This is a genomic window from Oryzihumus sp., assembly GCF_036391795.1.
Classification (GTDB): Bacteria; Actinomycetota; Actinomycetes; order Actinomycetales; family Dermatophilaceae; genus Oryzihumus.
Window position 1 is genome coordinate 1 of sequence record NZ_DASVZH010000176.1, and the last position, 13,263, is coordinate 13,263.

At 75.0% G+C, this 13,263-nt stretch carries 14 protein-coding genes; 7 read left to right on the forward strand and 7 right to left on the reverse strand.

Features of this window, described 5'->3' with window-relative positions:
* Together VF825_RS10515 and VF825_RS10520 are read right to left on the reverse strand one after the other, a co-directional pair.
* Positions 1 to 847 (reverse strand): protein kinase domain-containing protein (locus VF825_RS10515; RefSeq protein ID WP_331112961.1); only part of this gene is annotated, 847 nt, incomplete at its 3' end.
* 89 nt (positions 848 to 936) lie between these two features.
* Positions 937 to 2,064 carry a LysM peptidoglycan-binding domain-containing protein gene (locus VF825_RS10520; RefSeq protein ID WP_331112963.1) on the reverse strand — a complete coding sequence of 376 codons (1,128 nt, stop codon included), beginning with the start codon at positions 2,062 to 2,064 and terminating at the stop codon, positions 937 to 939.
* 169 nt (positions 2,065 to 2,233) lie between these two features.
* Here VF825_RS10520 and VF825_RS10525 point away from each other — a divergent pair, with 169 nt between their 5' ends.
* From VF825_RS10525 to VF825_RS10535, 3 genes are read left to right on the forward strand one after another with little or no spacing between them, the layout of a single operon-like run.
* Positions 2,234 to 2,614, forward strand: a complete 381-nt coding sequence (locus VF825_RS10525) for an Rv2175c family DNA-binding protein (RefSeq protein ID WP_331112965.1) — start codon at positions 2,234 to 2,236, stop codon at positions 2,612 to 2,614.
* Entirely contained in the window at positions 2,615 to 2,941 is a 327-nt protein-coding gene (locus VF825_RS10530; protein ID WP_331112967.1) for a lycopene cyclase domain-containing protein, read from the forward strand. It begins immediately after the preceding gene.
* A gap of 7 nt (positions 2,942 to 2,948) precedes the next feature.
* Complete coding sequence (locus VF825_RS10535; protein WP_331112969.1) at positions 2,949 to 3,281, forward strand: lycopene cyclase domain-containing protein; 333 nt, start codon at positions 2,949 to 2,951, stop codon at positions 3,279 to 3,281.
* Here VF825_RS10535 and VF825_RS10540 read toward each other — a convergent pair.
* From VF825_RS10540 to VF825_RS10550, 3 genes are read right to left on the reverse strand one after another with little or no spacing between them, the layout of a single operon-like run.
* On the reverse strand, positions 3,226 to 4,173 hold the full coding sequence (locus VF825_RS10540) for a phytoene/squalene synthase family protein (RefSeq protein ID WP_331112971.1): 948 nt from the start codon (positions 4,171 to 4,173) through the stop codon (positions 3,226 to 3,228). The two genes, VF825_RS10535 and VF825_RS10540, sit on opposite strands and share 56 nt — an antisense overlap.
* The gene (gene crtI / locus VF825_RS10545) at positions 4,170 to 5,681 is read right to left on the reverse strand and encodes a phytoene desaturase family protein (RefSeq protein WP_331112973.1); all 1,512 of its coding nucleotides are present in this window, start codon (positions 5,679 to 5,681) and stop codon (positions 4,170 to 4,172) included. Before crtI ends, VF825_RS10540 begins: the two co-directional genes overlap by 4 nt.
* Positions 5,678 to 6,763 (reverse strand): polyprenyl synthetase family protein, encoded by a 1,086-nt coding sequence (locus VF825_RS10550; RefSeq protein WP_331112976.1) that lies wholly within the window; start codon positions 6,761 to 6,763, stop codon positions 5,678 to 5,680. The genes crtI and VF825_RS10550 overlap by 4 nt, the downstream gene beginning before the upstream one ends.
* Before the next feature lie 64 nt (positions 6,764 to 6,827).
* Between VF825_RS10550 and metF the strand changes: the two genes are divergently transcribed.
* Positions 6,828 to 7,742 carry a methylenetetrahydrofolate reductase [NAD(P)H] gene (gene metF, locus VF825_RS10555; RefSeq protein ID WP_331112978.1) on the forward strand — a complete coding sequence of 305 codons (915 nt, stop codon included), beginning with the start codon at positions 6,828 to 6,830 and terminating at the stop codon, positions 7,740 to 7,742.
* Positions 7,743 to 7,785: 43 nt separating this feature from the next.
* Here metF and VF825_RS10560 read toward each other — a convergent pair whose 3' ends face one another.
* Both VF825_RS10560 and VF825_RS10565 read right to left on the reverse strand, forming a co-directional pair.
* A complete protein-coding gene (locus VF825_RS10560; protein WP_331112980.1) occupies positions 7,786 to 8,169 on the reverse strand; it encodes a VOC family protein in 384 nt (127 codons plus the stop codon).
* A 428-nt stretch (positions 8,170 to 8,597) separates the two neighbouring features.
* A complete protein-coding gene (locus VF825_RS10565) occupies positions 8,598 to 9,116 on the reverse strand; it encodes a YbaK/EbsC family protein (RefSeq protein ID WP_331112982.1) in 519 nt (172 codons plus the stop codon).
* Positions 9,117 to 9,340: 224 nt separating this feature from the next.
* Between VF825_RS10565 and VF825_RS10570 the strand changes: the two genes are divergently transcribed.
* The 3 genes from VF825_RS10570 to VF825_RS10580 all read left to right on the forward strand — a co-directional run.
* Positions 9,341 to 9,670 carry a DUF6504 family protein gene (locus tag VF825_RS10570; protein ID WP_331112984.1) on the forward strand — a complete coding sequence of 110 codons (330 nt, stop codon included), beginning with the start codon at positions 9,341 to 9,343 and terminating at the stop codon, positions 9,668 to 9,670.
* 100 nt (positions 9,671 to 9,770) lie between these two features.
* Positions 9,771 to 10,247 carry an SAV_6107 family HEPN domain-containing protein gene (locus VF825_RS10575; protein ID WP_331112986.1) on the forward strand — a complete coding sequence of 159 codons (477 nt, stop codon included), beginning with the start codon at positions 9,771 to 9,773 and terminating at the stop codon, positions 10,245 to 10,247.
* A partial coding sequence (locus tag VF825_RS10580) for a DNA polymerase III subunit alpha (protein WP_331112988.1) occupies positions 10,244 to 13,263 on the forward strand: 3,020 nt, incomplete at its 3' end. The genes VF825_RS10575 and VF825_RS10580, both read left to right, overlap by 4 nt.

Genomic DNA, 13,263 nt, shown 5'->3' on the forward strand with positions numbered 1-13,263 from the left:
CGAGCCCGGCGCGCACCCGGCGCAGCACGGTCAGGAACTCGCCGGCGTCGCGGGGACGCTCGTCGGGGTCGCGGGCCGTGGACCGGGCAACGAGCGCGTCGAGCTCCGGCGGGACCGAGGGCATCCGGCTCGACGGGGCCGGGACCTGGCTGTGCACGTGCTGGTAGGCCACGTGGATCGGTGTCTCGCCGGTGTAGGCCTTGGTGCCGGTCAGCATCTCGAACAGCAGCAGCCCGGCCGCATAGACATCGCTACGCGCGTCGGCGATGCCCCGCTCCACCTGCTCGGGGGACAGGTAGGCGACGGTGCCGAGCAGCGAGCCGGTCTGGGAGGTCGAGGTGTGTGCGCTCACCGCGCGGGCGAGGCCGAAGTCGGCGACCTTGACCACGCCGTCCTCGCGCAGGATGACGTTCTCGGGCTTGACGTCGCGGTGGATCAGCCCGGCGGCGTGCGCCGCGGCGAGGGCCTGCAGGACGGGGTCGAGGATGTCGAGCGCGGCGCGCGGCGTCAGCGGGCCCTCGCTCTTCATCACCTGGCGCAGCGTGTGCCCGTTGACCAGCTCCATCGCGAGGAACACGTCGGAGCCGTCCTCGCCCTGGTCGTAGACGGCCACCACGTGGGGGTGGGAGAGCCGGGCGGCCGAGCGCGCCTCCCGGCGGAACCGGCTCACGAAGCTCTCGTCGGAGGCCAGGCCGGGGCGCATGACCTTCAGTGCCACCTCGCGGTCGAGGCGCTGGTCCAGGGCGACGTAGACCGAGGCCATCCCGCCGTCGGCGATGTGCGAGAGCACCCGGTAACGCCCGTCGAGGACGCGACCGACGATGGACTCGGGCACAGACGTTGTCACGCGGAGAGTCTAGGTGGCGGCGGCGGGGATGCCGCGCAGGCTCGGCCGTCGGGCGCTCACCCGCGGCCCCGACGGCCCGGCCCGCAACGTTACATGTGGGCCTTGTGCGCGAGGACGGCCGCGACGTAGCCCTTGGTGTCGGCATACATCCCGGACTGCTGCACCGAGGCCAGGCCCTGGTAGTAGCCGGCGATCGCCTGCTTCTCCGAGCTGGCGCCGCGCAGGAGGGAGCGCAGGATGACCACCCCGGCGGTGATGTTGTCCTGGGTGTTGAGCAGGTTGAGCCGGCGCCCGACGAGCTCGGAGGCCCAGGCGCCCGAGCTGGGGATGATCTGCATGGTGCCGATGGCGTTGGCGACCGAGACCTGGCGCTGGTTCCAGCCCGACTCCTGCCAGGCGACCGCGAGGGCCAGGCGCGGGTCCACCCCGTGCCGGCGGGCGGTGCTGACGATCATCGCCCGGGTGGCGCTGCGGCCGGGCACCGCGTGCGTGGCCAGGTAGGCGCGGTTGCGCGCGGCGGCGCCGACGACCCCGGGGGAGTAGGTCCGGCCGGCGAAGGTGGTGGCGCTGAAGGCGGGGGAGCTCGCCTTCACCGGGACGGCCAGGACCTGCCCGATGCGGACCATGCCGGGGTTGCGCAGCCGGTTGGCCTTGACGATCGCGGCCTGGCTGACGTGGTAGCGCAGGGCGAGCGCGCCGACGGTGTCCCCGGGCCGCACGCGCACCCGAAGGGTCCGGGTCGTGGGTGCCTTGGCCGCCGCGCGGGCGGTGCTGACGGCGGCACCGGGCACCTTGAGGGTCTTGCCCGCGTAGATCAGGCCGCGGCGGTCCAGCCCGTTGAGGCGCAGCAGGGTGGCCTCGCTGACCCGGAAGCGCAGGGCCAGGGCGCCGATGGTGTCCCCGCTGCGCACGGTGTAGGCGCGCACCCGCGGGGCGGCCGGGCGGGCCGGGGCGTGGTGGACCGGGCGGGCCCGGGGCACCCACAGCCGCTGGCCGATCCGCAGGAAGTGCCCACCGCCGCTGAGGTGGTTGCGCGCGATGAGCGTCCCGGTGGTGGTCCGGGTGCGCAGGGCGATCTCGCTGAGCGTGTCGGCCGGGCGCACCACGTAGGCCTGCCAGCCGTACGGCGCCGGGTTGGCCCGGGCGACGACCGCCGGGCTCAGCGCCTGGGCGCCGGGCGCCGCGGGCAGGGACGGAGCGAGGCCAGCAGGGCTCATGACTGGGGTCCTTTCGGCACGGCACCGGGCTGTGCGAGCGGGGGCTTCGTGACACCTGTGACTGACGGTACAACTGTGAATCATGTGACGGTAACCGATTCACCTCGATCCATATCGACTTACATCGATGTAATTTGTGCTGAGCGCAGGCAGTGGCACCCTTGGTCCCGTGACTGACGACACCACTTCCGAGCCCGACCTCGAGCAGCTCGTGGGCGACTGGCTGACCGTCCCGGAGATCGCCGAACGCCTCCACGTCCCGCTGTCCCGGGTGCGCGGCATGCTCGCCGACCGCGAGCTGATCGGCGTGCGCGTCGGCCCGAACAAGGCGATCAAGGTCCCGGCCCGCTTCGTGGGGGCCGAGGGGCCGCTGCCGGAGCTGCGCGGGACGTTCACGGTGCTCGCCGACGGGGGGATGAGCGACGAGGAGTCGCTGCGCTGGCTGCACACCCCCGACCCGACCCTGCCGGTCGAGGGCAGCCCGGTTGACGCGCTGCTGGCCGGTCACAAGACCGAAATTCGCCGGCGCGCCATGGAGCTCGCCTTCTAGGTGGGCGTGCGCAACGGCGCGTATGCCGTGATGCTCGCCTTCTGCCTGGCCGGCACCCTGCCGCTGAGCTGGTACTACCGGCTCGGGGTGCTGCGCCAGGTGCGGCGCCTCGCGCTCGCGGTGCTGCCCGTGGCGGTGCTGTTCCTGGCCTGGGACGTGGCCGCCACCGCCGCCGGGCACTGGCGCTTCGACCCGGCCCAGACGCTGCCCCCACGGGTGCTGGGCCTGCCGCTGGAGGAGCTGGCGTTCTTCGTGGTCATCCCCCTGGCCGGGATCCTCACCTACGAGGCCGTGGCCGAGGTGCGCCGGCGGGGGAGCATCCGGTGAGCCGGCCATGACCTACACCGCCGCCGCGCTGGTCGCGGTCGTCGTGGCCGTCCTGGTCGACACCCTGGTGCTGCGGACCCGGCTGCTGCGCACCCGGACCTGGTGGACGGCGTACGGGATCGTGCTGTTCTTCCAGCTGCTGACCAACGGGTGGCTGACCGGGCGGGGGATCGTGCGCTACGCGGACGCGGCGATCCTCGGCTCGGGACGCATCGTGGCCTTCGGTGACGGGCGGTTCGTGTTCGCCCCCGTGGAGGACATCGCCTTTGGCTTCGCGCTGGTGCTCATGTCCACGAGCGCCTGGGTGGCCGCCGGCCGGCGCGAGCGGCGAGGCGGCTGACCCCGGCGGCGGCGACCACCCGGCCGGCGGTCAGCAGCCGCGCCCTGCGGGGCACGCTCAGGCGCCCGGCGAAGACGTCGAAGTCGTGGTCGACCACCTGCCACAGGATGGCCCGGTAGAGCGTGAAGGCGGCCTCCAGGCACGGCCGGGCGCTCGCGTCCACCATGGCCAGGCCCGGCCGGGCCTGCTCGTAGAGGTCCAGGGCCCGGCGCACCTGCACGGCGACCAGGGTGCGCACCTCCGGGTCGGGCCGCCCGCAGCGCACGGCGCGGGCCAGCGCGTCCTCGCTCACCCCGCAGCGGTGCAGGTCCTCCCCGGGCAGGTAGATCCGGCCCCGGTCCAGGTCCTCGGCGACGTCGCGGACGAAGTTGGTCAGCTGGAAGGCCTCGCCGAGCGTCCCGGCGCAGTGCAGCGCCTCCGGCCCGGATGCGCCGAGCACCGGCGCCATGAGCTCACCGATGACGGCGGCGCTGCCGCGCATGTAGCCGCGCAGGTCCTCCCACGTCGCGTAGCGGGTCACGGTGAGGTCCATCGCCATCGAGGCGAGGAACTCCTCCAGCAGCCCCGGGTCGAGGTCGTAGGCGCGCATCGTGTGCCAGGTCGCGGCGAGCACCGGCTCCAGCCGTGGGTGCGGCGGCTCCGCGGCGCGCACCGCCGCCAGGGCGTGCTCGGACCACCCGGTGAGCCGGCGCGGGTCTCCGCCGGCGGCGTTGTCGACGATCTCGTCGGCCACGCGGGCGAAGGCGTAGAGCGCCCACACGTGCGGGCGGCGCTCCGGGGGCAGCAGCCGGGTGGCGAGGTAGTAGGTCCGTCCGTAGTGGGCGTGGATGCGGCGGCACTGCACGTAGGCGGCCGCCAGGTCGGGCCGCGGAGGGGGCGCAGCGAGCCTCATCGCCAGGCCCGCGACCGGCGCTGCGGGTCCCGGCCCACGAGGCGCTCGGCGGCCAGCCGCCCGCTGACGAGCACCATCGGCACGCCCACGCCCGGGACCGTGCCCGAGCCGGCCAGCACCACGTTGTCGCCGACGTGGTTGGGGGAGCGGAACGGCCCCGTCTGGGCGAAGGTGTGCGCCGCCGCGAACGGCGTGCCCGCCACCATCCCCTGCGCGGCCCAGTCCGCCGGCGTGAGCAGCACCTCGGCCTCGATGCCGTCGGCGAACCCGCTCCACCCGGCGGCCTCGACCCGTTCGAGCACCTGCTCGCGGTAGGGCTCGCGCAGCCGCTCCCAGTCCAGGGGCGCGGTGAGGTTGGGGGTCGGGAAGAGCACGTAGGCCGCGCTGCGGCCCCGTGGGGCCAGCGCCGGATCGGTGGCCGAGGGCAGGGAGACCAGGAACGACGGGTCGCGCATCAGCCGCCCGTGGTCGAGGTCGTCGAACACCTCCGACCAGGCGTGGCCGAAGTGCATGGTGTGGTGCGGGCGGTCCTCCCAGGTCCGGGTGACGCCGGCGGCGAGCACGACGCAGGAGGGGGACCAGCGCGGCCGGACCAGGCGCCGCTCGGGCCGGCGCAGCAGCTCGCGGGCACCGGGCAGGTCCGCGGTCACGACCACCGCATCCGGCTGGTGCTGCGTGCCGTCGGCCGTGGCCACCGCGGTGACCCGGTCACCGGACCACTGCACCGCGGTGACCTCGGCGTCGTAGTGGAACTCCACGCCCGCACTGCGCGCCGCCGCCTCCATCGCCTGCGGCAGCGCGCTCATCCCGCCCACGGGGTAGAAGACGCCCTCGACGAGGTCCATGTAGGAGATGACCGCGTAGATGGCCAGGGCCCGCTGCGGTGACACCCCGGCATACAGCGCCTGGAAGCTGAAGATGCGCTGGAGCCGTTCGTCGCGGAAGTAGCGGGCGACCGTCGGCGCGAGCCGGCGGAAGCCGCCCATCGCGACGAGCCGCGCCAGCGAGGGGCCGAGCAGGTCCAGCGGCGAGTCGAAGTTGCGGTCGATGAACTCACCGATCTGCAGGCGGTACAGCCGGGTGACGAAGTCGACGTAGCGCTCGTAGCCGGCCGCGTCGGCCGGCCCGGCGAAGTCGCGGATCCACTGCGTCATCGCCTCCGGGTCGGAGGTCATGGACAGCCCCGTGCCGTCGGCGAACTCCGCCCGGTATGCCGGTTCCACCCGGCGCAGGCTCAGCCACCGCTCCATCGGCTCGCCGATGGCGTCGAAGCAGTCGGCGACCAGGTCGGGCATGGTCAGGACGGTGGGGCCGGTGTCCAGCCGGTAGCTGCCGCCGTCCGCGGCGGCCAGCTCGATCCCCGCGGCCCGGCCTCCCGGGCGGGACCCGCGCTCGAGGACGGTGACCCTGCGCCCGGCGCCGGCGAGGTGCATCGCCGCGGACAGGCCGGACAGGCCCGCCCCGACGACGAGGACGTGCTCGGGGCCCGGGTGGGCCGGCCGGCTCACGCCGAGCGGGCGGTGGAGACGTCGACGAGGGTGGCGAGCATCTCGCGGCCCTCCGGCGTCAGCCCGGTCGTCGCGTCGAGGTGGGCATGGGCGTCCGCGACCAGCGCGGTGATCCGCTGCTCCACCCGCTCCAGGGCGCCGCTGCCGGTGATGACCGCGCGCAGCTCCTCGACCCCGGCGTCGTCGAGGTCGGCCAGCCCGAGCAGCTTGTCCACCGCGGCGGCCCCGGCCGGCCCGGCGGTGTCGAGCGCCTCGGCGATGAGCACCGTGCGCTTGCCCTCGCGCAGGTCGTCGCCGGCCGGCTTGCCGGTCTGCGCCGGGTCGCCGAAGACGCCGAGCAGGTCGTCCCGCAGCTGGAACGCCTCGCCCAGCGCCAGGCCGTAGGCCGACAGCGCCGCGAGGTCGGCCTCGCCGACGCCGGCGGCGGTGGCGCCGATGAGCAGCGGGTGCTCGACGGTGTACTTCGCGCTCTTGTAGCGGATGACCCGGCGGGCCCGCTCCACCCGCTCGGCGGTGGTCAGGGACTCCCACCCGCGCGCCGACTCCAGCACGTCGAGGAACTGCCCGCCCATGAGCTGGGTGCGCATCCGGTCGAAGACCGGCCGGGCGCGCTCGAGCTCGGCGGCCGGCAGCCCCGAGGTGGCGAACAGCTCGTCGGTCCAGGTCAGGCACAGGTCGCCGGCCAGGATCGCCCCGGCCACGCCGAAGCGGTCGCCGTCGCCGGTCCAGCCCTGCTCGGTGTGCTCGGTGGCCAGGCGCCGGTGCGCGGCGGGCAGGCCGCGGCGGGTGTCGCTGTCGTCCATGACGTCGTCGTGCAGCAGGGCCGCGGCCTGGAACAGCTCCATGGCGGTGGCGGCCCGCACCACGGCGTCCCCGTCGGCGCCGCCGCCGGCACGGTAGCCCCAGTAGAGGAACGCGGCGCGCAGGCGCTTGCCGCCCCGCAGCAGCGCGGCGACGGCGGACACCAGCGGCGTCAGGTCGTCGCCGATCTCGCCGAGGACGGCGCTCTGCGTGCGAATCTCGGCGTCGACGACGGCCTGCACGCGGGCGCGCAGGTCATGGGCGTCGAGCGGACTGGACAACGGGGCCTCCCGGATGCTGAATGGTCCGAGCCTACGTGGCGCCCGTTCACCTACGCTGGCCGGTATGGCACACGGAACCGCGTCCATCCTGCCCCGGGCCGAGCACGTCACCCGCTCCATCCCCGAGGTGCTCGCGGCGGAGGGTGCGTCATACAGCTTCGAGTTCTTCCCGCCCAAGGACGACGCGGCCGAGCAGGCGCTCTGGGAGGCCATCCGCCGGCTGGAGGCGGTGCGCCCGACGTTCGTGTCCGTGACCTATGGGGCGGGTGGCTCGACGCAGGACCGCACGGTCCGCGTCACCGGCCGGATCTCGCGCGAGACGACCCTGACCCCGATGGCGCACCTGACCTGCGTGGGCCGGTCCGTGGCGCAGCTGCGCCAGGTGGTGGGGGAGTACGCCGACGCCGGCGTGCGCAACGTCCTGGCGCTCCGCGGCGACCCGCCCGGCGGTCCCGGCTCGCCCTGGTCCGCCCACCCAGACGGGCTGGACCACGCCGACGAGCTGGTGGCGCTGGTCAGGAGCCTGGGCACGTTCACCGTCGGCGTGGCGGCCTTCCCCGACCGCCACCCGGAGTCCCCGAGCCTGGACCACGACGCGGACGTGCTGGTGCGCAAGGCGGACGCGGGGGCGGAGTTCGCCGTGTCCCAGTTCGTCTTCGACGCCGACGCCTGGGTGCGGCTGCGCGACCGGGTGGTGGCCCGCGGCCGTGACCTGCCGATCATCCCCGGGCTGATGCCGGTGACCAACGTGCGCCAGGTGGAGCGGATGGCCCAGCTCTCGGGCACGCCGCTGCCCGGGGCAGTCGTCGAGCGGCTCGAGGCCGTGTCGGGGGACCCGGCCGCGGTGCGTGAGGTGGGGGTGCAGGTCGCCACCGAGCTGGCGCAGCGGCTGCTGGCCGAGGGGGCGCCGGGCCTGCACTTCTACACGATGAACCGCTCCACGGCGACGCTGGAGGTCTACGCCAACCTCGGGGTCTGAGGGGTTCGGCCGGCGGACCGCAGCGCTCCTCCTGCAGCGGCGGTCAGCCGTCGTCCCGGCAGAGGCAGAACGGGTGCCCGGCCGGGTCGAGGAGCACCCGGACGTGCTCCTGGGGCTGCTCGCCGGCCAGCGCGGCGCCCAGCGCAACCGCCTCCGCGACGGCCGCGTCGAGGTCGCCCACCTGGATGTCGAGGTGCATCATCGTCCGCTGCCGGCCGGCGACGGGCGGCCACACCGGCGGCTGGTAGCCGTGCGCCTGCTGGAACACCACGAAGGGACCCCCGGGGGCAGTGGCGAGGACGGTGGTGCCGGGTTCCTCGTGCCCGATCGGCCACCCGAGCAACGCGGAGTAGAACCTCGCCAGCGCGGCGGGGTCCGGTGCCTCGATCGCCGTTCCCCACCACATGCCCTCGGTCCGAGATCGCACCTGTGCCCCCTTCGTCGTGGCTCGGCCCTGACCGGACCCGCTCACGCAGCACCGTAGGGGCAGCTGCGGACGGTCCGCGTCCGCAGTGCGGAGGAGCCGGCGGGCAGGCGGTCGCGCGGGTGCGGAGCTGCGGGGGTGGGGTGCGGACCGGCACCGGTGCGGCGGGCGGCCGCCCGGGCCCCCGGCATACCGGCGGTGGCACTGAGCGGGGGTCATCCGGCGGGGACATGGGGAAGGGCACGAGCCCGGCTGCAGGTGTGCCCCTCCCCAGACCCGCAACCGGTCCTCGTGCCCATCGTGCGCTCCCCCTTCTGCGCGGGCACCATCCTCCTCGGCCGGTGCCGTGGGGCCTATCCGTACAGGTACTCAGATGCGCGGTGCCCCAGAGCCGGTCCGGGGCCGGGCGGGAGTCACGTCGGGGAAGGGGCTCAGGCGACTTCGGCGGGCTGGCCGCCGGTGATGCGCAGCAGCTCGTCGTAGGACGTCGGGAAGACGGCGTGGGGGTGTCCGGCTGCGGCCCAGACCCGGTCGTAGCGCGCGAGGGAGACGTCGACGAGCGTGGCCGGGGGGCGCAGGTGGGCCACCGGGGGGACGCCGCCGATCGGGAAGCCGGTGTGCTCGAGCACGAACTCCGGGTCGGCGCGCTCGACCGTCTCGAGCCCGATCAGGTCGGCGACCTTGACGGTGTCCACCCGGTGCGCCCCGGAGGTGAGCACCAGGAGCGACTCCTCCGCGCCGCCGGGGCGGTGGGCCTTGAACACCAGGGAGTTGGCGATCTGCGCCGGGTCCACGCCGAGCGCGACCGCTGCCTGGCGCGCGGTGCGGGCGGCGTCGTCGAGCACCGTGATCGTGCCCCGCACGCCGAAGGCCGACAGGGCCGTCGCGACGCGCTGGACCGCGGGGTGGTCGAGGACAGGCTCCGGCGCCGCGGTCGGCACGTGCGTCATGGCTCGACGCTAGCCATGCAGGGGTTCGGCGGGAAGGGGGTGTCCAGAGGTTGACGGCCTGTCCGAGGCCGGGTGTACATTTGTTCTATCGAACAGGCGTACGAACATCCCGGTGTCCGCGAGGCCTGTCCGACCACCGCACGACCGGCCCGCGGGGCGCCTCGACCCCGCCATCGCGGGCCGGTGTGCGGTCCAGTCCGGGGTGTGCAGGCGAGGAGCGGGTCATGGTGCGACGTTATGAGGAGCCGATCGAGGTCCGCGAGACCCGCGACGCCGACGACCCGGGGGTGGAGCTGCAGGCTCGTCCGGCCGCGTTCGTGTGGCGGGGCCGGCTCTACGTGGTGCGCGACGTGATCGGGCACTGGCGGGAGCGCCGGGCCTGGTGGCGCGAGGCGCTCGAGCCGCGCGAGGGGGAGCCGGTGGGGGCGCCCGACCTCGAGCAGGACGTGTGGCGGGTGGCGGCCAGCCCGGGCCGGCTGCTCGGCACCGGCGTCTACGACCTGGCCCGCGACGGCAGGGTGCCCGGCTGGCGCCTGGTGCGCGTCGCCGACTGACGCCCGACCCGGGTGTCGCCCGGTACGGGACCCCACCGACCACCGACCGCCGACCCGCCCACCCGCTGACCCCGACCACCGCGGCAGGAGAGGACCCGAGATGACCACCGCCACGACCACCGCCAGGACCACTGCGATGACGTCCGGCCCCGGCGCCCCGCGGGCGCCGATGGCGACCACCGCGCTCGACCTGCTCGACCGGTCCCGGGCCAGCCTGCTCGACGCCTGTCGTGCCGGCACCGTCGACGAGCGCTACGTCGAGGCCCACCTCGCCGCCCTGCGTGCCGCGGCGGCGTTGCTCGCGGCGCGCAGCCGGCCCACCCGGCGCTCGCGGCCGCGCAGCGTCTGGGAGGTGCTGCCCGAGGTGGCGCCGGAGCTGACCGAGTGGGCGGTGTTCTTCGCCGCCTCTGCCCGGCGCCGGGCTGCGGTCGAGCGGGGCGCGGTGGCGCTGCCCACCCGGGAGGCCGACGACCTGCTGCGCCAGGCCGAGGTCTTCCTCGGCCTGGTCCAGGCCGCCCTCGGGCTGCCGGTCGCCGCGACGCTGCCCGCGCTCGTCACGCCGGCAGGACGACCGTGACCGATGCCTTCGCCCACCTCCACGTCGCCTCGGGGTTCTCCCTGCGCTACGGCTCCTCCACCCCGGCGGCCCTCGTCGAGCGTGCTGCCGCGCTGGGGCAGCCGGCGCTGGCGCTGACCGACCGGGACGGCCTCTACGGCGCGGTGCGGTTCGTGCAGGCCTGCTCCGAGGCGGGACTGACCCCGGTCCTCGGCGTCGACCTGGCGGTGCGGCCGGAGGAGCCGGTGCGCCCGGGATCGGGGCGGGGGTCCGGGGCAGGGTGGGGTGCTGCGGGTGCGGGAGGTGTCCCGGGGACCGGCCGTGGTCCGGGTGCGGTCTCGCGCCCCGAGCCGCCACGGGCCTCCGGGCGGGTCCGCGCACAGCCGGTGCGCGGTGGTGCCGAGGTCGACCCGCGGCACCCGCGGGTGACCGTGCTCGCCCGGGGCCAGGCCTCCGGGGTGCCGGCAGGAGTGGGCTGGGCGCGGCTGTGCCGCCTGGTCACCCGCACCCACCTGTCCGGGGAGCGAGGGTCCCCCGTGAGCTCCCTGGACCTGGTCGCCGAGCACGCGCTCGACCCGGCCACGGGCGCCCCCGCCCTGGTCGTGCTGCTCGGCCCGCAGTCCGACGTCGGCCGGGCCCTGCTGGAGCGGCGGCCCGACCGGGCCAGGGCGCTGTTGCAGCGGTGGACCAGCCGGCTGCCCCACGGGTCGGTGGTCGTCGAGGTGGTCTGCCACGGTGGGCCGGAAGGGTCTCCGGCCAGCGTCGGGCACGCCGCCCGGCTGCTCGGCCTGGCCGACGAGGCGGGTCTCCCGGCAGTGCTCACCGCCGCGGTCCGGCACGCCGACCCGGACGGTGCGCGCACGGTCGACGTGCTCGACGCTGCCCGCCGGCTCGTGCCGCTGGACACCCGGCACCTCGACCGGGTCACCACGGCCGCCCATCTCGCCCCGGCCGCACGGATGCGTGCCATCGCCCTGGAGGTGGCCGCCGCGGTGGGGGCCGGCCCGACCGGGGGCGGCAGCGGCGAGCGCGAGCGCGCCGAGCGCCTGGTCGCCGACACCCTGGCGCTGGCCGACGCCTGTGGCCTGGACGCCCGCACCGACCTCGGCATCGGAGCGGTGCACCTGCCCGAGCCGTCGGTGCTGGGCCTCGCGCCGGACGACGTCCCCCAGCAGGTGCTGGCCCGCCGCTGCCACGAGGCGGTCCCGGTCCGCTACGCCGGGGCGGGGGAGCGCGAGCTCGCCGCCGTCACCGCCCGCCTGGAGGAGGAGCTCGCGGTGGTCGCGGCGCTGGGCTACCCCACCTACTTCCTCACCGTCGCGGCCGTGTGCGACCTCATCCGTGACATGGGGGTGCGGGTCGCGGCCCGCGGGTCCGGCGCCGGCAGCCTGGTCAACTACCTGCTCGGCATCAGCGGGGTGGAGCCGATGCGCCACGGCCTGCTGATGGAGCGGTTCTGCTCCCCGCTGCGAGCCCAGCTGCCCGACATCGACATCGACGTGGAGTCGGCCCGCCGCACCGAGATCTACGAGCAGGTCCTGCAGCGCTTCGGCGGTGACCGGGTCACCTGCGTGTCGATGATGGACACCTATCGCGTGCGCCACGCGATCCGCGACGTCGGCGCCACCCTCGGCCTGCCGCCGGTCGAGATCGACGCCATCGCCAAGGCGTTCCCGCACATCCGGGCCCGGGACGCCCGCAACGCCCTGCGGGAGCTGCCCGAGCTGCGGGCCAGCGGCCTGGACTCGCCCCGCCTGGGGGTGCTGTTCGACCTCGTCGAGCGGCTCGACGGCCTGCCTCGCCACGTCGCCCTGCACCCGTGCGGGGTGGTGCTGTCCAACGCCACGCTGCTCGACCGCACCCCGGTGGAGGCCAGCTGGCTGGGTTTCCCGATGAGCCAGTTCGACAAGGACGACGTCGAGACCCTCGGCCTGCTCAAGCTCGACGTGCTGGGCATCCGCATGCAGTCGGCGATGGCCCACGCGGTCCAGGAGGTCCAGCGGGTCGACGGCGTCCGGGTCGACCTCGACGACCGTGCCCAGGTCAGCCTCGAGGACGACGCGACCTTCCGGCTGATCCGCTCCACCCACACCCTGGGCTGCTTCCAGATCGAGTCCCCCGGCCAGCGGGAGCTGGTCGGCAAGTTCGGCCCGGAGACGTTCGAGGACCTCATCACCGACATCTCCCTGTTCCGCCCCGGTCCGGTCAAGTCCGACATGGTGACCCCGTTCCTCCGGGCCCGGCAGGGCTGGGAGGAGCCGCAGTACCTCCATCCCACCCTGGTGCCCGCACTGCGCGAGACCCAGGGCGTCGTGGTGTTCCACGAGCAGGTCCTGCTCATCGTCGCCGAGACCACCGGCGTGACCCTGGCGCAGGCCGACGAGGTGCGCCGTGCCCTCGGCTCCCCACAGGGGCAGGAGGAGGTGGAGTCGTGGTGGCGCCCGGCGGCGCTGGCCCGCGGCTACTCGGCCGAGGACGTCGACCGCATCTGGGCGGTGCTCAAGGCGTTCGCCTCGTTCGGCTTCTGCAAGGCCCACGCCGCGGCGTTCGCACTGCCCACCTTCCAGTCAGCGTGGCTCAAGGCCCACCATCCGGCCGCCTTCCTGGCCGGGGTGCTCACCCACGACCCGGGGATGTACCCCAAGCGGCTGATCCTCGACGACGCCCGCAGCCTGGGCATCGCCGTCCTCGGCCTGGACGTCAACGCCTCCACGGGCAGCTACCGCATCGAACGGGTGCCGGTGTGGGGGCAGCGGCCCGATGCCGACCTGCCCGACGGCCGCGCCTATGGCATCCGGCTGTCGCTGGCCGACGTCAAGGGGATCAGTGACGCCGAGGTCGAGCGGATCGTGGCCGGGCAGCCCTATGCCAGCCTGGGCGACTTCTGGCACCGGGCCCGGGTCAGCCGGCCTGTCGCCGAGCGGCTGGTGCTGGCCGGTGGCCTGGACTCCCTCTACGGGCTGGGCGGCACCGGGTCCGGCGCTGCCCTGTCGAGCGGACGTGGCGTGGCCGGCTCCACCGCACTGGGCCGCCGCGG

Bases quoted from the DNA above. Each gene is read 5' to 3' on its own strand.
- VF825_RS10520 (WP_331112963.1), bottom strand. From the start codon at position 2,064: ATGAGCCCTGCTGGCCTCGCTCCGTCCCTGCCCGCGGCGCCCGGCGCC.
- VF825_RS10535 (WP_331112969.1), top strand. From the start codon at position 2,949: ATGACCTACACCGCCGCCGCGCTGGTCGCGGTCGTCGTGGCCGTCCTG.
- VF825_RS10540 (WP_331112971.1), bottom strand. From the start codon at position 4,173: ATGAGGCTCGCTGCGCCCCCTCCGCGGCCCGACCTGGCGGCCGCCTAC.
- metF (WP_331112978.1), top strand. From the start codon at position 6,828: ATGGCACACGGAACCGCGTCCATCCTGCCCCGGGCCGAGCACGTCACC.
- VF825_RS10565 (WP_331112982.1), bottom strand. From the start codon at position 9,116: ATGACGCACGTGCCGACCGCGGCGCCGGAGCCTGTCCTCGACCACCCC.
- VF825_RS10570 (WP_331112984.1), top strand. From the start codon at position 9,341: ATGGTGCGACGTTATGAGGAGCCGATCGAGGTCCGCGAGACCCGCGAC.
- VF825_RS10575 (WP_331112986.1), top strand. From the start codon at position 9,771: ATGACCACCGCCACGACCACCGCCAGGACCACTGCGATGACGTCCGGC.